Raw genomic sequence first — 23,938 nt, forward strand, 5'->3', positions numbered from 1 at the left:
TAACAATCATCACCGTCTTTTTCCTTTAGCCGCTCAAACCCAGTATTTATCGGAGAAAATCACATCTAAAAAGTGAATTGCCTCTGACTCAATTATTGACCCAAATAGTAGAACCCAGAGCCCTCAACAGCGTGGACGTGAATCAGAGGCAAGAATTTTGGAGGAACTTGACCTTCCGAGTAATAATCAACGAGTAAGTTCTCCGGAAGGCAATTCCATTCCTGACGCTCTAACAGATGATGTCTCTGTTGAGATTAAGGACACTCAAACTGTTTCAAACACTCGACAGATACGAATACAGACGGATGCAGCACGAGAATCGGGAAGAAGATCCACTTTAATTACAGGAGAAAATACTCGGGTGTCGAGAAATGCTCAAGAATCATTTGATCAAGCTATTCGTCGTCCAGATCTTGGACCATAATATTCAAGGAGGCATAAATGTTAGTTGGCATAATTTACTTTGAAGAAATCAGAGCTAAAGAAGTTCTGAAAACATTATTTTCCTTTCCTGTTCCATTAAGACCTATTTCTTATAGCGAGGATGAAGAGCCTAGTTCGAAAAATACAAGAAAATTCAATGAGGGAAGTGCCAAGAAAATACTAAGTCAACCACCTCAAAAATACTTCCTTTCATCAGATTTTTGTCGATACAACTTTTTGCTTAGAGAAAGTTATGCAGCTCTTTTTATCGATAATTTTTCTTCTCCACGTAGCTCCTCTTTGGATTTATTGATAGAAGAAATTTGTAATATGAATCCTTTCTTTGGATGTATCTGCGAAGGAGAAGAACGAGATCACAGAAACAGAGTTGTCAAAGTAATCGGCAAAAATACAATTGAATCATGGGTTGGTAGAAACCCTTTCAAGAAAGTGCCTGGACTCTACTGGAAGACTATTTTTTCAAAACAGATTCTTCTTCAGAATAACCTCAAAATAGAAAAACTTAAAAAGCTTGCCAAACACTCCTCTACATTAAAAATTTCAACAGTTGTATTGACCTTTTTTGATGATCCTCAAGACTGGAGAAAATATGCTGAGGCTTTGGACTCTGCCTGTAATTCATTAGATGGAATATTTTCGAAAGAACAAGTTTTGGCAGAGACTAGTCATATTGAGAACGTAATGCAATACATAACAGCAATATCAAAGTTCAAGTAGTTAATAGGCAGGCTACTGGCCCAAATAGAGTAGCGAGTCCAGGTCTAAACACGCCTCTCAGCTCTAATTCAGTAGTTCTTGATTCTAACGCTGCAATTGCCTTGAGGAACCAGAGCCAAGGGGCTAGTCTCAATCCTATTGATCAGGCCACAGTCGACCGACTGCAGAGCCTAGGATCGGATCTAAGAATAACTAGTAGAGGTGCTGGAGAATTACCGACAGCACCATCTGGTCTAGGACAAGTACCTACAACTGTTAGTAGCAGTAGCCCTGAATTCCAGTCTTTACTAACTGAATTACAACAACCTGGTCGCATTGTAGGCGGACCAAGAGGGACTGCTGACAGACAAATTGTAGCTGAAGCATTCTTTGCTGATGTTGAATCCGGTGTAGTTCCTCAACTCATCACAGCGGATCGAAGTATGTTCAATAATTTAGCCAGAATTGCAAATATAAACCCAGCCAAACTCAACGGTCTTACCATACCCAGGGCTTTTCCACAGGGATTTGATGTAACAATCAATTCAAGAACAATTCGTGTTATACCGATAGAAACACCATAAAACCAAGGTTAATTATGGCATTTGACTTTTTTGTTGGCCTTTTAAAATGCCCCAACTGTGCTTTTGTGTCAAAGGCAGATAGCTCAACAAATATACAGATTAAAATTCGCAAACAGCCATCATTTGAATGCTTCGGGATTGGTGATATTTTGGAGGCCACCTTGGAAGATCTCAAGGGTGGAGGGTACGAAACTCTTCGCCTTCCTGATGAAGGAAAAGATATAATTTTAATTGACATGTGGGATTGCCCGAATTGTGGGCAGGCTCGAAACTGGGTAAAGATAGTTATAAGAAATGGCAAGATTGTTGATATATCAGCAGTTGAAAATAAGAAAGAAATACTAAGTAAAGCTCATTTTCTAGTCGATGAATGTGCTCACGACATAGGATATTGGCCCAAATAATTCAGCAGTAACGGTTTTTCGAGTTGATGAGAATGCATTTCCTGCCCGTATCAATGTCGGAGAAAATGGCCAAATAGATGTCCCTACTATAACTACAAGAAGTGGAGGTGAGAGGGCTTTATTCCTAAATTTTGACCAGCCACAGCGAGCTAGACAATTTGCTCTCGAAAATAGACAGGGCAATGCTACTGTTACAGCTGTCGATGTAGATACATCACTCTTAGAAAATCTAAGGCAGCGGTCAATCTTTGATAGAGGTGAACAGGTTTTAACTGATTCCAGTTCACCATTGAGAGTTGATATTAATCAAGCACCTGATCAATTTGGCCTGCGAACACCTGAAGATATTCAGTTGTTTAGAACGTGTCTGAAAAGTCTCAAGCCAGCCTACGAAGCATGAGATTGACCATAGCAGCGTAAAGCATCGTCTCACTCGTAGTGGGCAAATATTCGTAGTCCTTGCTCAAGCGACGGTATCGACCAAACCAGGCAAAGGTGCGCTCAACCACCCATCGCCGAGGTAAAAGCTGGAACCCTTTTTGCTCAGCAGGCCGTTGTACGACTTCAATAGTCCAGCCAAACGCTTGCTCAACCCAAGCCACAAAAGATTTGCCACCAAAGGTTTTATCGGTCCAAATCAATTGCAAGCAACTCCACATACTGGCAAACCAAATCCCCAGCAAGGTGAGGCCGTCATGGTCGGAGCGTCGGGCACTGTGGACCTTGGCACCCAGCAGTAGACCCATCGTATCAACCAGGATAGTGCGCTTGCGACCTTTAACTTTTTTGCCTCCATCAAAGCCTGTTTCTTGAGCGGCACCAGCTGTTTTGACCGATTGGGAATCCAGGCAGGCTGCCGAGGGAGAAGGATTGCGCCCCACCGTTTCTCTCAGTTGCTGGCGCAGAGCATGGTTGAGAGCTTCCCAGGTGCCATCGGCTTCCCACTGACGGAAGTAATGGTAGACCGTTTGCCAAGCGGGGAAGTCGTGGGGCAGCAGACGCCAGGCACATCCGGCTCTCAACAGATAGAAGATGGCATTGACCACTTCGAAAACGTTGACGCTGCGGGGACGACCGCCTGGCTTAGCTGGCGGTAATAGCGGAGCTAGAAGCTCGCACTGGGCAGGGGTTAGATCGGTGTCGTAGGATTGGCGTGTCATTGGTTGGGAGGCTCTAACTCAGCCTCTCAACTTTATCTGCTGACCTTTTCAGACACGCTCTTAGAAATTCCATCATTCCTGGAAGCGGCAGGGTGGTAGACCCAAATGATCTATAAATTCCTGAAGTCATTATACAAGTACTCTTAGGCTATGATCGATTTCAAGGAGCGATTAATGTATATACTTAACTAAGGTTGCTCGCATAGTTTGGCTTGGAACTTAAAGCGAGACAGTCAGAACAGTTTCTTCTTGGCCTATAATGGCTAGAACACTTATTAGATCAAGTCTGACTCTATGAGGTTGTAATCTTTGCGGCACAAGATGTCCTGGCCTCAATGGACAGCTCATAATCTTTTCTCAAGTTGTCTCATGAAAGTAATGCAGAAAGTTTTTATCATCCCTTTTCATGTAAAGGTATTAAATGATTCTATAATGCCAAAACAGTTCAATGGAGCTTATGTAAGCTGCTTTGTTTATTCTATTGATTATGTTGATGCTGTCGAAAAAGCATTGAAGAAACTTGCAGATGATGGACTTCATCCCGAGGAAATTTTGCAGCCAATTAACGAAATGAAGCTATCCGATTGGGAAGAATATCTAAGGAATACCTGGCTAGAAAATGTTAATGATCTTCCCAGGCAGAAGGATTTTGAAAAAGCCATGAAGTCAGGGTTAGTAATCTATAGTCCATTTTCATCATACTAATTTTTGATCGGAGAAAATTCTAGTCGGCTTCTATTTTTTCTTTAAGTGATTGAGAAAGAGGATATTCTTCTTCTTTTGGCAATAGCTTCTCTGCTTCTTTAATTTTACTATTCTCTATTAAGCAATAAATTTGCCTTGCTAACATAGTGATTTCAGTAATGCTTTGAATCCACTCGTTAACATATAAATCAACAGCCAACTTCGATAAGCCTATTTGGATAGATCGATATTCGAGTGGCTGTAAGTTCAAATTACGTTCGGGATCCCATTGAATACGGACGGGAGTTTTATTCTTGTTTTTTAGCCATTCTTCTCTATTTACAAATTTTCTAGATTGATGACTTAAAAAACTATGCTCTAACGCCCAATTAAAGCCTTCTCTCGAAATATCAATAGCAAGGATTCTACTTTGCCCACTCTCCTTCATACCCCAGCCAGAGCGATACATCATCCAAAGGAAAGATGGCTTAATCCATGTCATTCGCGCAAATTGGAATGATGGCGCTACAAAAGTACCATTTTCAAGTGCTGCGTCAGCAATAGCGTCTCCATAAGCCTGGTAAACGCGAATAGTTGTGTCATTGTACATAGCCCTGATTTGTTTGTGAGAAATTACCATTGCTAATATAAGGCTCCAGCCAGAGTTTTCAGAACCCATTTCATTTAAACAGCAGGACCCTCCTGAAGGCCACTACAAGTTTGTCCCGAGGCTGATACGGTAATGAAGTCGCTTTGTTCCGCCTGTTCCGCATCGCCGCTCATCAAGCGCACGGTCGTGCAACGGCAATGCTAGTCCCCCCACCCGCGCTAATCGCACCTCCCATCGCCCGCGCAACCCCGCTAATGCCCAAAGTTCCATTTATATCGCTATGTGGGCAACAGCCCGCTCAACTTTATCGACCCCAGTGGCAATCAGGCAGAGTCGCCACTTCAATTTAATTTGAGCGTGGAGAGCGGCTCTACTATTCCCCAAGCAACTATTAACGAGCTACGCGATCGCTCCAACGAGATCGCTGAAGGTAGTAAGACATCCCTTCCCGAAACAACCATTAACCAGACACTTGCGAGAGATCGAGAGATCGCCGAGCTGAGAGCAACGGAATTCAGCCCAGTCAACCCCGAGCCTGTGTCTTTTGATGAGAGGACTTCTGTATCACCAAGCGCTGAAGCCCCCGAACCGCCGATTGCCGAAGCTCCCGAACAGCCCACTCTAACTCCCGAGCCAATCATTGACGAAGGGGCCGATATCATCATCACGCAGGACGATCTACCCCCGCGCGCTCCCTCTCCCAATCAAGGCACCGAGCTGTCCAATAGCGAGCACAACCCCGTGCCCGAGCCTGCGGTCGACGAGCCGGAAGCAGAAATCAACGAGCCAGAAGAGCCCCTACCACCTCGGGATCCCCGCCCCAATCGTCCCCGCGATCCTCGTCGCCGAGTTGGACCCTTTGTGGTGTCTCCCGATGCTGTGAATGGCACCGATGGACCAGATGTTGCTGGAATCCAACCTTCGACTACTCCTGAAACAGCTCCTTTAACTGAGCCCCAGCCAATTAACCCAGACCAGTTTGTACGAGAAGTGGTTACCGGTGGCGTTGTCACTGGAGCTGCTGTGGGGATAGCGATCGCAGGGTTTACAGCACTAGCCCCAGCAGCACTACCAGTAGCAGCCACCATTCTCGGTGTGGTAGCCCTCGGGACGACTTTGAATAATATCGGTCGTCGCTTGGACTGAATAATAGTTTGTTAGATGATAATGTTCTGGGTGCTATAGATCGATTGGGAGTAGATCCAAGTAGTATCAATCTTTCTCCAGATGGAACTGTCACTGCAAGAATTGATGTCTCTGAAACTTTAGCAAGAGATGATATCGATTTACTTCTCAATGTCTTTAGAGAGCAGGGGGCAACTAGAGTAAGCATTGAGTCAGGATTTATCGTAAATGAAAAACTGGCTAATACTTTGACTAGGCTTGCAGAAAGAGGACGAAGCTTTCAAGGAGGTAGAGTAAGACTTAGTGACTCACCCAATACAGATTTCATTATTGATTTTGACCTATGAATCAAAATATAAAACGAGATAAATGGTACGAGAACAGGATTCTTTGGCGTGCCGAACAACACAAATTATTTGATAAAAGATGTCTGAGGTATGTAGATGCTCCTGAAAAGGTAAAAGAGGTGATTGAATCTTGTTCAAAGTATAAAGGTATTCCAGTTTTACTTTTCTTTAGAAATAGTGAACTTTGGACTTTACTCACAACAAATGAAGTAGTATCCTTCTATGACGGTAAGTTACGCTCAGGTGAACTAGATCTCGTTCAGAAAAAAGTAAAGATCAAAAGAAATGGAAGCAATGGTTCTAATCAATCTAATAGTGTCAAAGAAAGTGAGTTTATATCACTGGCTAACTTAGGCGTCACAGTTTGGGCTCCTGCTGGATCTGAGCTGTTCGCTCTAATGAATATCCTACAAATGTTTCCCCTCAACATCAAATAGGGTGAATGAGAACAGACCCATTGAAAAAACGAAACTTTGACAATAGCTTTGAAAGAGATCTGGGTGAGTCTGCGAAAAATCAATCTCTGACTTGCATAAGAACATCATAAATTCAATGTGTTAGCATGACTAACTTGTACTTCTATTGTGCTTCCTTTCTGCCTTTATATATATCTCTTTTGGTGCTTCTTCAAAGTAATATAATAAGGCTGGGCATAGCCAGCCTTCCAAATCCCACTCAGAGGACTTGTACCAGTTACCCTCATACTCTTCCTTAACCCAGATCAAGCTTTGTTGAAAGCCAGGAAATGGTTTGGCCGAGAAAATAAGTTTAAAGCCTTTATTGGCTTCTGGCATATCTTTTGAAATACGATCAATCATTTCAGGTATTCCAAAGACAAATGGTTCTTTCGTAAGCCCCATTTCAGCGTCGTCAAATACCCATGTATCCTGATATTTATATGGGAAGACTACCATTAGTGAATTACTCATATATTAGATCCCTTGCACAATTGTTTTTGTGATACAATATAAGTCCAACTATAAAAATCTATTTTCCTCTGTGACATTAACGTTCACACCTGAAGTGCTGAAGATGTAAATATCTTGAAAAGTCTTTTGTTGTACCATTAAATCTTTTTAGCAAGAGTTCTAAATAGACCTCTTATCTTGGCAATAGTCCGGACAGTTTTTACGAAAATGGCTGAAACCCGCATTCTACCGTTGATGATTGGGGCATCCAGAGGGGCTGAAACCCGCATTCTACCGTTGCCTCTGAAAAACTGTCCGAAGTGTTGATCTTGGGTTGTGTTTCAGCTCATGACATTATCCTATGATATAACCCCGAAGCTCCTACGGTGGCGACTGACCTTCAATGGGGTGGCGGATACTCGCGCTCAGTTGGTGGCGGGGGGGAATGTCTCGTTTAACAGCCCCGCGATGTTGGTGGGGTCAGTGTTGACTCGGGGCAATCTCACTTTTAACGAAAGCATTACGGTTGTTGCCGAACCTGCGGGCAATCCCCAGCCGGATACGATCGCCCCCGTAGTAACGGCTGGGTTAGCTAACGATACGGGGGCTGAGAGTGGGGATGGGATTACCAATGACTCCGCCATAAGCGGTCAAGTGACTGACAATCGCACTGTAGCGGGGTTGGTGGCTCGGTTTGCCAATGGGCTCAATCCCGAGTTTGTGGATGTGCTGGCCAATGTGCAGGCAGATGGCAGCTTTAGCTTCACGAACGACCAACTGGCGAGCATTTATGGCGGCGCATTGCCCGATGGGCCATTAACGCTGCAGTTGGTGGCACAGGATAGCTCGGGCAATCTCTCGGAGCCTGTGGAGTTGGCATTTGTGCTCGATACGGCTGCACCTGGGCTGGGGACACCCGAGTTGTTGGCTGGGAGTGACAGCGGTTCGAGCGATGCCGATGGGATGAGCAATGCCGAGCCATTGGAGTTTGCTGTTGCAGCAGAAGTAGGCAGTAGCGTTCAGCTATTTGTGGACGGGCAGCTCGTGTCTCAGGCGATCGCCACCGATGTCGCGACTGTGTTTGCGATCGCTCAGCTAGCTGAAGGGAGCGCGAAGTCACCGCAACCGCGACCGATGCAGCGGGGAACAGCAACACGTCAGAGGCGATCGCGGTGACGGTAGACCGTCAAGCACCGCAGGCGGCGGTGGAGAGCATTGCCGATGGGGCTGAGATTGCTGAAGGGGCTCGCTTGCAGGGGACAGTTGCCGGGACGGGCTCGGCGATCGCCAGTTTGAGCTATCAGTTTGAGGGCACGGCTGCAGTTGAGGTGCCGGTGAATCCCGATGGCAGTTTTGATGTGGCGATAAGTTTGGCGGGGGCGATCGAGGGAGCCCAGAGTCTGACGGTTAGAGCGGTCGATGTGGCAAGAAATGAAATTGTTTCGACCTTTGCCGTAACGGTGCTGCTGGCGGGAGACGAGGATGTTGCCCCGCCCGAGCTGTCGGTGGAACTGACGAGCGATACCGGAGTTGATGGGGATGGGATTACGTCCGAGGTGGCTGTTGCGGGCACAGTTTCAGATGAATCTGCAATAACGTTGCTGCGGGCAGGTCTGGATGGCGTGCCGGTAGCCGAGTTTGTGGATATCTCTACAGCACTCAATCCCGATGGCAGTTTTGCCCTGTCTGCCGAGCAATTGCTGCAACTGTTTGGCGAGCTAGCCGATGGCGAGCACACCCTCAGCTTTGTGGCAGCGGATGAATTTGGCAATGTGTCGGCGATCGCCGCTCTGACTTTTACCCTCGACACCACCGGTCCCGACCTGACGATTCTGGCTCCCATCGTCAATGCCGAGCACAGCGGTACGGCTCGACTGATTGGCTCGGTGGGCGATACCTCCGGCCCTCTGACGGCCCAGTTCAGTCTCGACGGCCAAGCTGCGACTGCGGTGGACTTGCAGTCTGATGGCAGCTTCGATGTGGCGATCGGCAGCACTCCTCTGGCAGAAGGTACTTATCAACTGACCTTGGAGGCCACCGATCTCGCGGGCAATCGCAGCCAAACCCAACTCTCCTTCCAAGTCTCCCCCGATTTCGTGCTCGGTCCCAATGACGGCACTGGGTTTGGCGTTCGGACTGAAGATGCCATTGTGCTCGACGAACGCGATAGTTTCCTCGTTCAGACCGACCGCACGATTGACCTGCCCCTAGGCGAAGGCTCGCGCACCCTCCGCTTTGACCTAGAGACAGACTTCGATACTTCTGCCACGGGAGGTGCGGTTGAAGACCAACTGTTGGTTTATTTGCTCGATCCAGTTACGGGCGCAACGCTGCTAGGTGAAGACGGAACAGCGCTTTTCTCACTCGCAGGCGATCGCGCTGACTTTATCCCTGGCTTGGTGCGCTTCGACGGCTCGGCGGTCGAGATCGACCTCACCCGTTTGAGCGAGGTCAACTCCGCTCAACTGGTGGTGCAGTTGGTTAATGCCGATGGGGATACCGGCTCCTCGGTGCAGTTGAGTAACATTACGGTCGAGATTGACCCCGAAGGGAATGAAGCACCCCTCTTCCCCGAGAACGACGCCTTTGCGACAGCAGCAGGCGAACTGGATTTGAGCCAGCTGACGGTGGCAAGCGCCGACACGATTGAGCTCAACTTCGACACCGTCAGCTTGGAAGCCGAGACGGGGCTCTACCAGGCAGAAGTGCAAATTCGCAATGCCGGGACTGAAGTCTTGGGTCGTCGGGTGGCGATCGTCTTCTCCAATTTGCCGGAGGGGGTGGAGTTATTGTCTGCCTCTGGCTTTGATGGCGAGGGCAATCCTTACATCAATTTGGGCAATGCCATCTTCTCGGGCGGATTGGATATCGGTCAGTTCTCCGATGTGGTGACCCTCAGCTTCAGCAATCCCGAACTGCTGCAGCTCGATTTGCAGGCGACTGTGCTGTCGGGGGGAGCTAACCGAGCGCCGGTCTTCGAACCCCTACCGCCTCTGGAGGTCATGCCGGGGGACACGCTATCGCTGCCGCTGACGGCAACGGATGCGGATGGGGATACGGTCACCTTCCGAATTCAGGCGGATGGTCCTCTGCCTGCGGGCACGTTGGAGGGTAATGGCCGTCTGGTGTTCCGGCCTCAACTGGATGAGATTGGCAGTTACAGCTTCACGTTGGTGGCCACCGATGGCGGAGCTGAGGTTCGTCAGCAAGTGACGCTCGATGTGGTGGCCGACCCGGTTACCACCACTCGTTTTTCGGGCACGGTGGCCAGCACCGAAGCCGATCCGGTGACGGGGGATCAACTGCGCCTGGAGGGGGTACGGGTGACGTTGGGCAATGCTGAAACGTTTACGAGTGCGGATGGGTCGTTCGCCATCGAATTGCTTGGGGAATTGCAGGGGGACGAGATTCTGCAGGTACATGGCGATTCAGTAGAAGGAACTTTTCCCTTCATTGCCGAACAATTGCCCCTACTTCTGGGGCAAGAGGCGATCGCTGGAGTGAACAAACGTCATTACTCGACCGATTTATCTGCCCCCGATCGATCTTGCGAACGGTCAGGCGATCGATCCGGCTGTGGATGTTCTCGTCACCACGGAGGCGATTCCGGGGGCAGCGGTTGAGGTGAGTGCGAACTCGCTCAAGGTGGTGGACGAGAGCGGCCAGTTTCAGGATTTCGCAGGCAGTTTGAGCATTACTGAGGTGCCACCCGAATTGACTCCTGCTGCTCTACCGGAGGGCTTGCTGCCGGATTTGGTGGTGACGATTCAGCCTGCCGAGTTGGTGTTCGAGATTCCCGCCGCACTCACTCTGCCCAACCTGACAGGATATGGTCCCGGAGAGTTACTCGATCTGCACTCCATCGATCCGAATACGGGCGAGTTTGTCATTGTGGGGACGGGACGGGTCAGCGACGATGGCTCGGTCATCGAAACCATTGAAGGGGGCATTCGCACCAGTAGTTGGCACGGTTTTGGCATTCCGGCCTCAGGTAACCCCATTGAGTCAGAATCCCTCAACCTGAACCACGATCTCAGTGCAGAGGAACACCCTTGTCCCTTACCAGCTACTTCTTCAGTCGATGCCTTTTCCGGCAGGTTAACGGAAACTCACGATTTGGTCAGCTACTTGTCGGTGGGAGTAGAGCGCAGCCTTCAACTGACCTACGACTCGGAGCGAGCCAATCCGTCACCGATTGTTTACTTCGGTCGCGAAAGCGCTCGCCAGGGGCGCGCAACAGAAGACTTCCTCACCGCTAGACTGACGCTGAATCTCGACGGCTTCGACTATGTCGTCCCTGGCTTCTCGGGTGGGGGAGGTCTGGGAGCCGGATTCCATTTTTGGAGAGCGGATGGCGACACTATCTTTGGCAGCTTTCGCGGCGCGCTTCAGGCAGAGCTGCAGGAGGTAGCCTCCGGTCAATATGCTTACACCTTAGAGAGCGGCATCCTCTTCCGACCCGGCGAGCGTTTTCGGGGCAGCCTCGATTCGCAATCTGGCGAGCTGATTGTGGTCAATACGGTTGCGAGCTTCTTTGGGGCCGGTTGGGGATTGCAGGGCTTGCAGGAGATTGTTGAGAATGCCGATGGCTCTCTGCTACTGATCGATGGCGATGGGAGCGAGTTGGTGTTTGATGCGCCTGCTGCTGGAGGAGATGTATATCAATCGCCCGCTGGAGATTTCTCCACCCTAGAGCGGCTGGCTGACGGTAGCTTCCAACGGACTTTCACAGATCGCACCGTGCATCGTTTTAACGCCGACAACCAGCTACTCTCCGTGACCGATCGCAATAGTAACCAGACCCAATACGTCTACAACGAGTTGGGGCAGTTACAGGCGATCGTCGATCCAGTGGGTCTGGAAACCAGCTTTACCTATGGTGCGGACGGTCGCGTCGATACGATTACCGATCCGGCTGAGCGGGTGACGCAACTGGAGCACGACGAATTTGGAAATCTGACTCGTATCACCGACCCAGACGGCAGTAGCCGCAGCTTCGAGTACGACCGGGAGCACAACCTAACTGCCGAAGTCGACCAGTTAGACAACCGCGAAGAAACCTACTACGATTTTGCCGGTCGCGCCACGGGGGCACTCAGAAAAGATGGTTCCACTATCCAGATCGCTAGCGCACAACAAGGACTATTCCGACCCGAGCTGACGAGCAATCTAGAGACTGCGCCAGAGGTTCTCCCCCGTCTCGAGCCCACGGCCAACTATGCCGATGGCAGTGGGAACGTTACCAGCATCAGCCTAGACCGGGCCGGTCAACCCACTGGGATTAGCGACCGATTGGGCGATGCAGATGTGCTGTTTTTTAGCGAACAGAACCAAGTCTCAGCATCCACAGATGCAAGGGGAGCCACCACCAACTTTGTCTATGACGAGCGTGGCAATGTTATTGAGAGTAGCGATGAAATATTCTCGGTTGCAGCATCGCAGCCGAGTCAGTTCGACTTCTTGCCCACTCAAACCCTCTTCAATAACGGCATTGATATCCCTCGCTCCCCGGTCACTGCAGATATCAATCACGATGGACATATCGATATCGTTGCAGCCACAAACACAGAGCTCTCTGTCCAATTGGGCAATGGCAGGGCTCAATTTGGCCCTCGGATGCTCTCGGAGATTGGTTTCGAGCCATCCATGTTTGTTTTGGGAGATTTCAATGGTGACGCTCTCCTAGATCTAGCTGCAGTTAACTTTGGCGAGGATAGCCTGTCGATTTATCGAGGTGACGGTGCGGGCAGGTTTGAATTTGAAGATCGCTTTGCCATCTCAGTGCCAGATGACTCTACAGATGGGGCTGCTTCGTTGGAGTTGACGGACATTGCGGTGGCAGACCTCGATGGGGATGGCGAGCTCGACATTGCAGTCAGCGGTACAGGCAGGCAAAGTATCCGGGTGCCCGACACTGGTGGCGGTTATGGCGGCGGTTATGGGGGTGGCTACGGAGGGGGCTATGGCGGTGGTTTCACGACCATCTTTGAAGATTACGAACGCGTCTTTACCTTCTCTAGAGAGACCGATGGCAGCCTCGCTCAACTGGGAGAGTTCGAGCTGCGTGCAGAAGCAGACCAAATTCAGTTAGGAGATATCGATCTGGATGGCGATGCCGATCTGATCTACTTTTCACGTTCGAGCATCTCTGTTGCTCTAGGGGATGGGGATGGAACTTTTACTGCTGATAATACGTTTCTTGCTGCCCCTGATGCAGTTTTTCCAAATCTTTCTGAGATCGAGTTAGCCGATTTCGATAACGATGGCTTCCTCGATTTAGTCACCTTGACGAGTGGAGCCTTCTTTGCTCCTTCTGGGCCTAGAATGAGCTCTACCGATCGCGTCTCGATCTGGTTGGGTAATGGCAGCGGAAACTTCAGCTTGAATGCTTTCCGAAGGGTCAATCTTTTCACCGATTCCCTGGCGATCGGGGATGTCGATCGCGATGGCAATCTCGATGTGGCGGTTTCTACTCTCTCGGGTGGTGACGAGCTGTTTGTCTTCAGTACGGATGGAGAGGGGCAGTTTGTCTTCAATCAATTGGGGAATGAATTTGCCAATGATGCAGGCATTACCGATCTCTCGCTGGCAGATTTGGATGGGGATGGAGCGGACGATCTGGTCGGGTTCAGTCAGTCCGAGCGTCGCATCGCTTTTCGGCGCAATGGTCGGGCAGTTCAAACCAGACAAACGTTTGAGTACGATTCGGTTTTCAATCAGCTGACTCGCTCTACCGATGAGTTGGGGCGCGACACGTTCTTCGAACTCGATCCTACTACGGGCAATGTATTGGTGGCCCGACAGGTTGTGGGCCAAGACGATCGCATCTCTGGTGAAACTGATGATGTCGTAACCCAGTTCACCTATACCGCATTGGGATTGGTGGACACCATCACCGATGCCCTCGGTCGCGTCATCGACAACGACTATGACGCATTTGGTCGCTTGATTGCCACTACCTTTGCTGTCGGCACGACCGATGAAGCCACCGTCCGTCAAGAATATGACGATCTGAGCGGCAACATCTCAGCCTTCACAAACGAACTGGGCAATCGCACCGAGTACGAGTTCGATTCGAACAATCGCCTAACTCAAATTGTTGAAGCCGATCCCGATGGGGAGGGACCCTTAAGCTCTCCCGTGACTCTCTTTGATTACGATGAACGGGGTAATGTCCTCTCAGTTCGGGACGCGAATGGCAATCTCACACGGTTTGAGTATGACGAACGCGATCGGGTTGTTGCCACCCTCGATGCTCTCGAACAACAGGCCACGTTTGCCTATGATTTGCGGGGCAACCTCATCGCTGAAACAGATTTCAACGGAAATCTGACTGAATATCGCTACGATAGCCGCAGTCGTCGCATTGAAGAAATTGATGCTGAAGGATTCTCAACTCAGTTCTCCTATGACCGAAATGGCAACTTGCTCTCTGTGACCGATCCGCGTGGAAATACTACACGGTACGAGTACGATGCCCGCGATCGCTTGACGGAAATAGTTGATGCCGTTGGGAATTCAACTCGATACGAATACGATCTAGCGGACAACCTAATTTCTGTAGCAGATCGCAACACTAATCGAACGGAATTTGCATACGACGAGCTCGATCGCCTTATCGAGCAAATCGATGCCGATAGCAATAGCGCTCTATTTGAAGATGACAAGCTCGGCAATCTAGTACGTCAAACCAACCGGCGCGGATTCGCTCTCGAATTTGAATACGATGCTCGCAATCGTCTAGTTAAAACCAGAGATCCATTAGACGGACAAGTTTTGTTTTCCTATGATAATGCCAACAATCTATTGTCTGTGACCGATGAATTAAACCGAACGACTCAGTTCAGCTACGATGCCCTCAATCGCCAAACTGAAATCCTCGATCCCTTATTGCAATCCACACAGTTTAGGTACGATCCCATTGGAAATTTGCTAGGTGTTGACGAAGAGTTAGGTCGCACTGTTGAGTACGCTTACGACCCACTCAATCGTCTCACGACCATTACCAACGCCTTTGAAGATACCGTTGAGTACGGCTACGACGAAAACAGCAGTCTCACGTCCATTACTGACGAACTGAATCGCACGATCGCCTTCACCTATGACGGTCGGAATCTCCAGACCAGCGTTACCGATCCGCTAGAAAACACTACAACTACTACCTATGACGGAAATGGCAATGTGGTATCCGTTGCCGATGCCTTAGGCAACACCATTACCTTCGCCTACGACGAACTCAATCGCTTGGCAAGCAATACCGACGCCAATGGAGATCCAACAACTTACACCTACGATGCGGAGGGGAATTTAGCTTCCCTGCTCGACCCTGCCGGTAACCTAACTACCTACGAGTACGATCGCCTCAATCGCTTGGTGTTGGAAACCAATCAACTGCTGAATAGCCGCAGCTATGACTATGACGAAGTCGGCAATTTAGTGAGTCGCACCGATCGCAACAACCGCCGCACGGTCTATATCTACGATCCACTCAACCGACTGACGAACGAACAGTTCTTGGGGATGGAGGGGCGATCGAGCGCAGTTTCACTTACACCTACGATGCGGCCAGCCAATTGCGCGCTGCTGGCGACGCTCTCTACACCTATAGCTACGATTACGATCTGGCCGGTCGGCTCACTTCGGTCTCGAACGTCGGCTCGGTCGGTGTCCCCGAAGTGATGTTGGACTACAGTTACGATCGCCAGAACAACCTCACCTCTGTGACCGACAGCATCAATGGCGTCGAAGCTGGGTTGGAAACCTTTGAGTATGACTTGCTCGATCGTGTCACTCGCATCACTCAGTCAGGTAATGGTGTAGCTGAGAAGGCGGTCGCCTTTGCCTATGATGCGGCCAGTCAGCTGACGCAGTTGGACAGCTTTAGCGACCTGGCCCAAACTCAGTTGGTCGCTAGCTCTCTCTACAGCTACGATCTCGCTGGCAGGCTGGAGCAGATCGAGCAGTCGAATGATGGAGGTGCGATCGCCAAGTATCGCTATCAGTACGATGCTGCCAATCGGATTACCCAACTGGTGTCTCCCGATGGAGTGAGCAACTTCACCTACGATGCTCGCGACCAGTTGACCTCTGCAGAGCAAGGCTTTCAGACAGATGAGGCTTACAGCTACGATGCCAATGGCAATCGCACGAATGTTGGCTATCTCACGGGACCTAACAATCAACTCCTGGAAGACGAGCAATATCGATACGACTACGACGGCGAAGGCAATCGCATTCGTCAGACGGAGAAAGTGACTGGCGAAGTCACCGAATATGACTGGGACCATCGCAATCAACTGATAGCAGTAGTCACCCGCGATGCGGCAGGTAACATCACCCTCTCGGCGGAATATGACTACGACGTGTTCGGTCGCCGCATCCTCAAAACGGTGGACTCTGATGGGGATGGGATCTTAGCGGCGGAAACGGAACGGTTTGTTTATGATGGCGAGCATATTGCGCTGGTGTTTGATGGCAACGGTAATCTGGCTTATCGGTATTTGCATGGACCGGCGATCGACCAGGTATTGGCTCAGGAAGATGCTGAGGGGTCGGTACTGTTTGCCCTGACTGATCATCTCGGGAGTGTTCGAGATCTGGTTGATACGCAAGGCAATGTAGCCAACCACATCAGCTACGACAGTTTTGGCAATATTACCGGACAGACCAATTCCAATATTGAATTCCGCTTTGCCTATACAGGTCGCGAGTTCGATGTAGAAACGGGGCTGTACTATTATCGAGCTCGCTACTACGATCCCTCCCTCGGACAGTTCATCAGCCAAGATCCACTAAGTTTCGGTGCTGGAGATGCCAACCTAAACCGCTATGTTGGGAATTCTCCCCTCAACTTTACCGATCCTTCTGGTAATGTTTTTGCACCAGCTCTAGCTCCACCCGTTCTGACTGTCATCGCCAAAGCTGCATTAACTGCTGCAGCTGCTACAGCAGCGGTTGCGACTGCGCCTGTTTCGGTTCCTGTTATCGCAGGCAGTATTGTTGGAGCGGCTGTGGTGGGAGGCGTGGTTGGATTGGCGCTAGAGCAGCAAGCGCGACAAGCGAGCAGTCAAACGACTTTTAATCTGGCAGCATCGGCAGTAATCGATCTGACTCAATCTGTTGGTGACTCAAACACTCTGAGCCAAGCTCCTCCTATACCTTTAGATATCACCGATCTTAAGGGCATACCGCTTGAAAATCTATTACCTCAAGTCTTTGGAGGAGAAGACTCTATCAAGGATGCGATCAACGTTCTTCTCCCTCCGATCGATCTAAGTGTCGGAAAGGAACTTATTCAAAATATATTATCATCTGATTTTGATGAGTTTCTACATCCAAATCCAGAGCAGCTATTGAGCAGACCTGGACAAATAGCAAGAGCACTCGATCTCGACATTGATGAGGTGAATACGAGGATTCATAGAGCCAAAAGAGATCCTAGTGTACGTGCAAATCAAGGCCGGAGAAATCCAGATATTGGGGTTGATCCCGAAACTGGTGATATCTTTATTGAAATTGTCGAACTCGGAAAAGGTATATTTTCCGGAGACGCTATTGGCAATATATTTGACTAGGAAGCAAAGGAGAGAACATGAATAGAACTAAATCTTGTCAGGCTAGTCTCTGTATTCTAAGTGAACAAATGAGTGCCCATGAAATATCAGAAAAATTGGAGATTCAACCCAGTGAGTTTCATGAAAAAGGCACCCCTTACAACAAGAGTCGTCCAGGTGGAAGACTTAGGAATGCAGCATCTTGGATCTTAGATAGTGGCTCAATATCAGATTCTTTAGAAGAGCACATTGAAGAATTGGCTTCTATAATTGAATCTAAAATAGACGAATTTCAAGAGATAGCGAAAATCACCAAAATAGATATTTATTGTGGATTTTTTCCGAAAGATCTGGACGATCAAGGAGAGTTTTTCCTCGATTCTAATCTTCTTAAGAGGCTTACTGCTATACCATTGGATATCATAGTTGTTTTATATCCGCCACATAAAGATATATGAAGTGGCTTCACTCGAATTTTCCAGTAACGCACTACTCAATACCAATGAATGCCTGACCAGCCACACCTACAATGCGGAGGGGAAGTTAGCCTCCCTGCTCGACCTTGCCGGTAACCTATGATAGCCTCAATCGCTTGGTGCTAGAAACCAATCAACTGCTGGATAGCCGTCTCTACGATTATGACGAAGTCGGCAATCTGGTGGGTCTGACCGACCGCAACAACCGCCGCACCATCTATACCTACGACCCGCTCGACCGACTGGCGAACGAGCAGTTCTTGGGTAGGGTGATCAGCCTGTAAACAAGGTTTCCTGCACTTTTTGTGTCCTTGGATCTCTACACAAAAGCTTAATCTATAATGCTTGTGTAGTTTGGCAAGTAGACACAGTCAGTGATGGCCTTTCCGATTCATGCAACTTCTATGTCACCCATAAACTGGCTGAAATGCCTGTCTTGCCTGCACTAAGGAGGTTTTATGGGCAACGCAGAAATCTGGTGAACCTAAGGGACAAAGTAATCATCCTAGTTCTTGAGTGATGGAGGGGCGGTAGAGCGCAGTTTTGCCTATAACTACGACGCCGCTAGCCAACTGATGAGTGCGGGAGACAGCCTTTATACCTATACTTACGATTACGATCTAGCCGGTCGGCTCACCTTGGTTTCAAACGTAGGCTCGGTGGGTGTTCCGGAGGTGGCATTGAACTACAGTTACGATCGCCAAAACAACCTCACTTCCGTCACCGATACGATCAATGGTGTCGAAGCAGGGATAGAAACCTTCGAATATGACCGACTCGATCGCGTCACGCGCATCACTCAATCGGGTACAGGAGTGTCAGAAAAGGCTGTTACCTTTGCTTACGATGCAGCTAGTCAACTGACGCAGTTAGACAGCTTTAGCGACCTAGCCCAAACTCAGTTGGTCGCTAGCTCTCGCTACAGCTACGATCTCGCGGGCAGGCTGGAGTTGATCGAGCAGTCGAATGATGGAGGTGCGATCGCCGAGTATCGCTATCAGTACGATGCGGCCAATCGCATTACTGAGTTAGTTTCAATCGATGGGGTCAGCAGCTTCAGCTATGACGAGCGCAGTCAACTCATCTCGGCAGAGCATAGCTTCCAGACTGATGAGGTTTACACCTATGACGCCAATGGCAATCGCACCAATGACGGCTCTCGCTCAGGCCCTGACAATCGATTGCTCGAAGACGAGCAATTCCTCTACGACTACGACAATGAGGGCAACCGCATTCGTCAGACGGACAGAGCGACTGGAGAGGTCACCGAATACGAGTTCGACCATCGCAATCAATTGAGAGCGGTTGTCACCCGCGATAGCAATGGCAACACCATTCTCTCGGCGGAATATGATTACGATGTCTTCGGTCGTCGCATTCTCAGAACGGTTGACTCAGATGGGGACGGAGCTTTAGCCGCGCAAACGGAGCGGTTTGTTTATGATGGCGAGCATATCGCTTTGGTGTTTGATGGCGAGGGCAATCTGGCTTATCGCTATTTGCACGGTCCGGCGATCGATCGAGTATTGGCTCAGGAAGATGCCGAAGGCACAGTACTGTTTGCTCTGACCAACCATCTGGGGAGTGTTCGAGACCTTGTTGATGCGGAGGGAAATGTCGTTAACCACCTCACCTACGACAGTTTTGGCAACATTACCAGTCAAAGCAATCCTGAGGTTGAGTTCCGCTTTAGCTATGCAGGCCGCGAGTTTGATGATGAAACCGGCTTGTTCTATAACCGGGCTCGCTACCTCGACCCCTCAACCGGACAGTTCATCAGTCAAGATCCATTAGGCTTTGGTGCTGGCGATACCAATCTCTATCGCTATGTCTTCAATAATCCTCTCTCTTTCAATGATCCCAGTGGTCTGCAAGCGTTCGTGCCAACCTTATCTCTAAACGATCAAGACTTTGATGGCAGGGACGATTCGTCAGAGCCAGGGGCAATCGATTTAGATGGCGATGGGGAAATCGACGATAGCGGTCTTGCCTCTGAGTTATTTGGCTCGGCTTTAGCGGGGCTCTCCATTCTGCGGGCGCCCGCTTCCCCAATTAATTTACCGTCGCCGACGCCTATCGAGCTCACTCCAGATGTTGGCGATGCCAATACTCCCAGTCAGTTACCTGATATTCCTGTGGATTTACCAAGCCTGGAGGGTATACCGCTTGGAGAGAATATCGGTCAAATTTTGGTTTTGGGAAATGATGCGATTCAAACTGCGCAAGATATCGCTGACGCTATTCTCGAATCAACGGATCTCGATGCGGCAAGGGAGATTATTGAGAATAGTCATATCCTTCTCTCCGAAACCCCAAATAGTGGAGTTGCTAATGACCCGAGAATCAGACTAACTAATATGCAAGATCCCGATGCTCAAGATCTTGCATCTAGCCTTGGTGGGCAGGCTAGCGTAGAAATAGATGGGTTTGGGAATAGAGAGTTTGATGCGGTGAGCGATCAATTTATTGCTCAAGCTTTTGGTCCAAGCGAGCCAGGAGCGACACCATCATTTCAAGGTAATCCAAGCAACTTTTTAAGTAAGTCGAGACGAACACAAATCAGAACCACACTGGATGCTGCTGCTTCAATTGAACGAGATGCTTTTTTCCGGTTTAGAGGAGGGACTCCAGATCGGTCAGTCTTAGATTTTATTTCCAGAAACGCACAACGGAGGAACGTTAATTTCCAAATAGAGGTGATTGACTAATACTCCTTATAAATAATTTGTCAAATTATAAATAATTTGTCAAAACTAAGAAGGCCAATGAAAGATTATTCAGCATACTTAATTCTTAATAAAATAGATCAAAGTACAATATCCTTGATCAAAGGAATTGCCAATAGATTCAAGTTAGAAGTTGATATTGGAGAGAATTATTTTGAATTTGATTATTCAGGACGCGATAAAAATCATTATGTTGTTCGTTTCTTTGCTGAGTTGGCTGCTATTATTGTTGATTGTAAAGGCGAAATAATTTGTGAGATCATTAATGATGAAGGTGACAATTCATATGAGTTCTTCTCGATAGAAAATGGTGAATTGTTTTGCCAGCCTGGGGAGATATTGAGAGGAGTAAAAGAAAAAGTTTCTTTTTCAGGTTAGCTGCTTATTCCCACCCTCGAAGCTAATACGGTCGGGTCGGGAACTTGATAAGGAGACAGGCTTTTACTACTATCGAGCTTGTTATTATACTGCCGAGCAAGGACGTTTCCTCAGTGAAGATCTCCTTGGTTTTGAGACAGGCGATACCAATCTATCTCGCTATGTTTTTAACTCACCGTTGAACTATACCGATCCCTCTGGATTAGTTAGCACCTCTACTCTAGGCAACAGTTTGAGTTCAGGTCCCTCAGGGCAATCCACGGGGGATTTACCCTCCAATTTAATTTCTGGAACCTTTTTGGACTCTGAAACCAGTTTTGTCGACCCTCGGCCACCAACAGGTGGATCGGCTCCTAGATTTAACATTCCCGCATCACCTAGTGGCCCTGGCAGTCTTCCCAGAGGTGGTGGCCCTGGCAGGCTCCCTACAAGTGGTGGCCCTGGCAGGCTCCCTACAAGTGCTGGACCAGGCAGGCTCCCTACAAGTGCTGGACCAGGTGGTGGCCCAACGAGACCAGTTCCAAATTCAGCAGCAGGCGGTGGCTCAACTAGGCCAGCTCCAAATTCAACAGTGGTTGGTGGCCCAACAAGACCAGTTCCAAATTCAGCAGCAGGTGGTAGCTCAGGCAGACGAGTTCCAAACCCAGGAGGTCGTTTAGGAAATGTACAAACGCGTGCGAAGACCCAGGAAGTTATTAATGATCTAAGGAATCGTGGATTTACTTCGATTCAAACCGAAGTTCATTTCCGTACAGGATCTCAAGGACAGGGTAGAAATAGGTTTGCTGATGTAGTTGGCACAAATCCTCAAACAGGTCAAGTTGAGAGCATACAAATTGGAAGAACCTTACGGAGCGATAATCGCGTTCCTATCATTCGCGAGCGGAGAGCGCTTGATGACATAATCTTTTCTCCAGATATTCAAAACTTTTCACCTTCAACGATTCGATTTGTTGATGTTAATCGGCCAAGTGTTATTCAACCATAAACTTAACCATGAGCAAGGATATTTTTTCTCCCGCCATAAATATAGTGTTCTCGCTGGGGTATACTACCTCACATCAGATTAGATTAAACAGCCACCATTCAACCAATTGCTCGAAAGTGAGGCTGACTTCTCTTGCCAATTGAACAGACAGACATGATAATAGTTCCTGCCATTCTTGTGCTGTTTTGTATGAAAACTTGACAGAATGAAACATCTAGGATGATACTAGGAGATTAGAGATATATCCTTGCAGCTAGTAGTCTATTATCTTCAATGTAATCATGATGGGGAAACAAATAAATCTATACCGAAATAATGCAATAGAGGCACGTATCATTGATGCGTGTAAACACTTGGGTTTGAAACAATATAACGATCTAAATGGGTGCTGGTTTGCCTATCAAAAGCCAGGAGATAATTGGTTCGAATCAGACGTTATTCAATACTCGGATAGTCTGGGTAAAGACACACACCAGGCCCGTTTATGGACGGGCTCTGTCAATCCTGAGTTCATAGCAGTGTTTGAAAAGCTGAGACGATTTATTAAATCGAAATCGCGTTTCGATAGACCATCGAGTCTCTGGATTTGGAAAGACTATGATCATGAATTTGTTTCATACTACTCTGAAAAGCAGCAGAACTTGGATACATTAGTACGCAAGAATATAGAGTATGCCCGTAGTATTCTGGGTGCAAACATTATATCTGATGACGAACACCTAGAGCGATGATAAATGTTAGGTCTACCGACCTGTCTAAACCCTGTCTAACCTAGTTTAATGGGCACCTCGATTAATTCAAGTTTGTTGAGAATAGAGTCGATTTATTGAGAATACTCAACGAGTTTTCAATAGTTTCAGCCTTTGATTTTTTGGCGAAAGCAATTTTTCGAGGGCCCCTAATGTTTAACTTTCTTCTTTCGGTCATATAAGAAACTCGATAAATTTAAAGAGTCTTAGAGCTGATTTGTAAACAAATGTGTACCTCTTATCCCATAAGGGTTTCAGTGTTTTTGCCTGTTTTGAAGTGAATTGACTAAAAACCAGTCCTGGTAAAGCCTAGAGATACCTTAAGGTTTACTTTGCAAATTAGCTCTTACACTGCAAATCAATATTTACATTGTAAGGACTAAGCTGTAGTCTGATAGCTTCTAGAAACTCACTGGTCTTTGCATCTGGTTCATGACTACAGTCGATTTGAATCGTTACATTATCGATCCTTACATTAGAATACATCTTTTGTAAATGTCCATCAACTATAAACTCCATATAGCTATTGATTTTGTCTTGTAATTCAAGAAGTTGATTGACACTACCATCCCAGGGCCTAACCTCAATAATGGATAGAATAACTTCATGCTTTTCTGGATTGTATGCAGCCATATCAATCATCAATTCTACGCTCCACTAAAACTAAAAATAACGATATGGAATTTACATTAGTCTGGACAGTTTTGGCATTAAGCCTGAAACGCTTGATTTCTCGTAGGCGAAGCTTGGTGTGCAGAGGGCTGAAACCCTCATTCTCTCGTCGCTGATCGGCCGGATCTAAAAACTGCCCGGAGTATTGACCCAATTCTTCTGCAATCTCGATGATAACCTGATTGCTGTTACAGACTCGCGTGGGAACTCGACTCGATATACATATAGCGATCCTAAATGAATTGTAAATCTCGATCCTTGCCGGCACTGGGTTTCAGGTCTCTCAGCATTCACGACTGACTTATGACTGCTATAGTCCTCTTTTGTCATATTGGGATAAGCTCAATAAATTGATAGATAACTTTTTTAGGATTGAGCTACTTGAAAAAAGAATGCTCCTCGCCTGTAATAGCTGTTCTGTAAGAATTTGAGGA

The 23,938-nt window shown here is 48.1% G+C and carries 21 protein-coding genes and 1 pseudogene; 18 read left to right on the top strand and 4 right to left on the bottom strand.

Annotation, left to right across the window (positions count from 1 at the left end):
* Positions 1–94 precede the first annotated feature (94 nt).
* The 3 genes from SYN7336_RS33060 to SYN7336_RS16670 all read left to right on the top strand — a co-directional run bounded on the left by SYN7336_RS33060 (position 95) and on the right by SYN7336_RS16670 (position 2,128).
* On the top strand, positions 95–424 hold the full coding sequence (locus SYN7336_RS33060) for a putative toxin (RefSeq protein ID WP_227498687.1): 330 nt from the start codon (positions 95–97) through the stop codon (positions 422–424).
* A gap of 17 nt (positions 425–441) precedes the next feature.
* On the top strand, positions 442–1,161 hold the full coding sequence (locus SYN7336_RS31075) for a hypothetical protein (protein ID WP_156820193.1): 720 nt from the start codon (positions 442–444) through the stop codon (positions 1,159–1,161).
* Positions 1,162–1,738: 577 nt separating this feature from the next.
* Positions 1,739–2,128, top strand: coding sequence for a hypothetical protein (locus tag SYN7336_RS16670; protein WP_017327085.1), 390 nt, complete (start codon positions 1,739–1,741; stop codon positions 2,126–2,128).
* 377 nt (positions 2,129–2,505) lie between these two features.
* On the opposite strand, the gene SYN7336_RS16675 is transcribed toward SYN7336_RS16670, so the two are convergent.
* Positions 2,506–3,288: an IS5 family transposase gene (locus tag SYN7336_RS16675; RefSeq protein ID WP_017324155.1), complete on the bottom strand. Its 783-nt coding sequence runs from the start codon at positions 3,286–3,288 to the stop codon at positions 2,506–2,508.
* A 369-nt stretch (positions 3,289–3,657) separates the two neighbouring features.
* Here SYN7336_RS16675 and SYN7336_RS16680 point away from each other — a divergent pair, with 369 nt between their 5' ends.
* Complete coding sequence (locus SYN7336_RS16680) at positions 3,658–3,993, top strand: hypothetical protein (protein ID WP_017327086.1); 336 nt, start codon at positions 3,658–3,660, stop codon at positions 3,991–3,993.
* Positions 3,994–4,012: 19 nt separating this feature from the next.
* Here SYN7336_RS16680 and SYN7336_RS16685 read toward each other — a convergent pair whose 3' ends face one another.
* The gene (locus SYN7336_RS16685; RefSeq protein ID WP_202951114.1) at positions 4,013–4,651 is read right to left on the bottom strand and encodes a DUF4291 domain-containing protein; all 639 of its coding nucleotides are present in this window, start codon (positions 4,649–4,651) and stop codon (positions 4,013–4,015) included.
* 213 nt (positions 4,652–4,864) lie between these two features.
* Here SYN7336_RS16685 and SYN7336_RS16690 point away from each other — a divergent pair, with 213 nt between their 5' ends.
* Genes SYN7336_RS16690 through SYN7336_RS16695 form a run of 3 tightly spaced genes read left to right on the top strand, consistent with a single transcriptional unit; the run spans position 4,865 to position 6,491 of the window.
* Positions 4,865–5,728 (top strand): hypothetical protein, encoded by an 864-nt coding sequence (locus SYN7336_RS16690; protein ID WP_017327088.1) that lies wholly within the window; start codon positions 4,865–4,867, stop codon positions 5,726–5,728.
* A gap of 8 nt (positions 5,729–5,736) precedes the next feature.
* Positions 5,737–6,054 carry a hypothetical protein gene (locus SYN7336_RS31080; RefSeq protein WP_156820194.1) on the top strand — a complete coding sequence of 106 codons (318 nt, stop codon included), beginning with the start codon at positions 5,737–5,739 and terminating at the stop codon, positions 6,052–6,054.
* Complete coding sequence (locus tag SYN7336_RS16695; protein WP_017327089.1) at positions 6,051–6,491, top strand: hypothetical protein; 441 nt, start codon at positions 6,051–6,053, stop codon at positions 6,489–6,491. Before SYN7336_RS31080 ends, SYN7336_RS16695 begins: the two co-directional genes overlap by 4 nt.
* A gap of 129 nt (positions 6,492–6,620) precedes the next feature.
* Here SYN7336_RS16695 and SYN7336_RS16700 read toward each other — a convergent pair whose 3' ends face one another.
* A complete protein-coding gene (locus SYN7336_RS16700; protein WP_026101087.1) occupies positions 6,621–6,983 on the bottom strand; it encodes a DUF6717 family protein in 363 nt (120 codons plus the stop codon).
* Positions 6,984–7,310: 327 nt separating this feature from the next.
* Here SYN7336_RS16700 and SYN7336_RS16705 point away from each other — a divergent pair, with 327 nt between their 5' ends.
* The 10 genes and pseudogenes from SYN7336_RS16705 (at position 7,311) to SYN7336_RS32415 (ending at position 21,754) form a co-directional block, all read left to right on the top strand.
* The gene (locus SYN7336_RS16705) at positions 7,311–8,138 is read left to right on the top strand and encodes an Ig-like domain-containing protein (protein WP_156820195.1); all 828 of its coding nucleotides are present in this window, start codon (positions 7,311–7,313) and stop codon (positions 8,136–8,138) included.
* On the top strand, positions 8,135–10,585 hold the full coding sequence (locus SYN7336_RS16710) for an Ig-like domain-containing protein (RefSeq protein WP_020480086.1): 2,451 nt from the start codon (positions 8,135–8,137) through the stop codon (positions 10,583–10,585). Before SYN7336_RS16705 ends, SYN7336_RS16710 begins: the two co-directional genes overlap by 4 nt.
* Positions 10,539–15,641 (top strand): FG-GAP-like repeat-containing protein, encoded by a 5,103-nt coding sequence (locus tag SYN7336_RS32040; protein WP_020480087.1) that lies wholly within the window; start codon positions 10,539–10,541, stop codon positions 15,639–15,641. The genes SYN7336_RS16710 and SYN7336_RS32040 overlap by 47 nt, the downstream gene beginning before the upstream one ends.
* Positions 15,536–17,536 (top strand): RHS repeat domain-containing protein, encoded by a 2,001-nt coding sequence (locus SYN7336_RS16720; protein ID WP_071590799.1) that lies wholly within the window; start codon positions 15,536–15,538, stop codon positions 17,534–17,536. Before SYN7336_RS32040 ends, SYN7336_RS16720 begins: the two co-directional genes overlap by 106 nt.
* Positions 17,537–17,553: 17 nt before the next feature.
* Positions 17,554–17,973 (top strand): DUF4279 domain-containing protein, encoded by a 420-nt coding sequence (locus SYN7336_RS16725; protein WP_083885789.1) that lies wholly within the window; start codon positions 17,554–17,556, stop codon positions 17,971–17,973.
* Positions 17,974–18,077: 104 nt separating this feature from the next.
* Complete coding sequence (locus SYN7336_RS16730) at positions 18,078–18,275, top strand: RHS repeat domain-containing protein (protein ID WP_017327092.1); 198 nt, start codon at positions 18,078–18,080, stop codon at positions 18,273–18,275.
* Between the two features lie 228 nt (positions 18,276–18,503).
* A complete protein-coding gene (locus tag SYN7336_RS16735) occupies positions 18,504–20,699 on the top strand; it encodes an RHS repeat domain-containing protein (protein ID WP_020480089.1) in 2,196 nt (731 codons plus the stop codon).
* Between the two features lie 57 nt (positions 20,700–20,756).
* Positions 20,757–21,095 (top strand): hypothetical protein, encoded by a 339-nt coding sequence (locus SYN7336_RS16740; RefSeq protein ID WP_017327093.1) that lies wholly within the window; start codon positions 20,757–20,759, stop codon positions 21,093–21,095.
* A 25-nt stretch (positions 21,096–21,120) separates the two neighbouring features.
* A pseudogene (locus tag SYN7336_RS32410) lies at positions 21,121–21,288 on the top strand (RHS repeat-associated core domain-containing protein); the annotation flags it as partial.
* A 124-nt stretch (positions 21,289–21,412) separates the two neighbouring features.
* Positions 21,413–21,754, top strand: a complete 342-nt coding sequence (locus SYN7336_RS32415) for a hypothetical protein (RefSeq protein WP_038026055.1) — start codon at positions 21,413–21,415, stop codon at positions 21,752–21,754.
* A gap of 1,417 nt (positions 21,755–23,171) precedes the next feature.
* Here the strand turns inward: SYN7336_RS32415 and SYN7336_RS26355 are convergent.
* Entirely contained in the window at positions 23,172–23,474 is a 303-nt protein-coding gene (locus tag SYN7336_RS26355) for a DUF6572 domain-containing protein (RefSeq protein ID WP_017327096.1), read from the bottom strand.
* Between the two features lie 175 nt (positions 23,475–23,649).
* On the opposite strand from SYN7336_RS26355, the gene SYN7336_RS33065 reads away from it, so the two are divergent.
* Positions 23,650–23,745, top strand: a complete 96-nt coding sequence (locus SYN7336_RS33065; RefSeq protein ID WP_162139117.1) for a hypothetical protein — start codon at positions 23,650–23,652, stop codon at positions 23,743–23,745.
* Positions 23,746–23,938 lie beyond the last annotated feature (193 nt).

Origin of the sequence: Synechococcus sp. PCC 7336 (assembly GCF_000332275.1) — a bacterium.
Lineage (GTDB): Bacteria > Cyanobacteriota > Cyanobacteriia > Thermostichales > PCC-7336 > PCC-7336.

Excerpts from the sequence above, each read along its gene's own strand:
- SYN7336_RS31075 (WP_156820193.1), top strand. The coding sequence starts at position 442 with ATGTTAGTTGGCATAATTTACTTTGAAGAAATCAGAGCTAAAGAAGTT.
- SYN7336_RS16670 (WP_017327085.1), top strand. The coding sequence starts at position 1,739 with ATGGCATTTGACTTTTTTGTTGGCCTTTTAAAATGCCCCAACTGTGCT.
- SYN7336_RS16675 (WP_017324155.1), bottom strand. The coding sequence starts at position 3,288 with ATGACACGCCAATCCTACGACACCGATCTAACCCCTGCCCAGTGCGAG.
- SYN7336_RS16680 (WP_017327086.1), top strand. The coding sequence starts at position 3,658 with ATGAAAGTAATGCAGAAAGTTTTTATCATCCCTTTTCATGTAAAGGTA.
- SYN7336_RS16685 (WP_202951114.1), bottom strand. The coding sequence starts at position 4,651 with ATGGGTTCTGAAAACTCTGGCTGGAGCCTTATATTAGCAATGGTAATT.
- SYN7336_RS16695 (WP_017327089.1), top strand. The coding sequence starts at position 6,051 with ATGAATCAAAATATAAAACGAGATAAATGGTACGAGAACAGGATTCTT.
- SYN7336_RS16700 (WP_026101087.1), bottom strand. The coding sequence starts at position 6,983 with ATGAGTAATTCACTAATGGTAGTCTTCCCATATAAATATCAGGATACA.
- SYN7336_RS16705 (WP_156820195.1), top strand. The coding sequence starts at position 7,311 with ATGACATTATCCTATGATATAACCCCGAAGCTCCTACGGTGGCGACTG.
- SYN7336_RS16725 (WP_083885789.1), top strand. The coding sequence starts at position 17,554 with ATGAATAGAACTAAATCTTGTCAGGCTAGTCTCTGTATTCTAAGTGAA.
- SYN7336_RS16740 (WP_017327093.1), top strand. The coding sequence starts at position 20,757 with ATGAAAGATTATTCAGCATACTTAATTCTTAATAAAATAGATCAAAGT.
- SYN7336_RS26355 (WP_017327096.1), bottom strand. The coding sequence starts at position 23,474 with ATGATTGATATGGCTGCATACAATCCAGAAAAGCATGAAGTTATTCTA.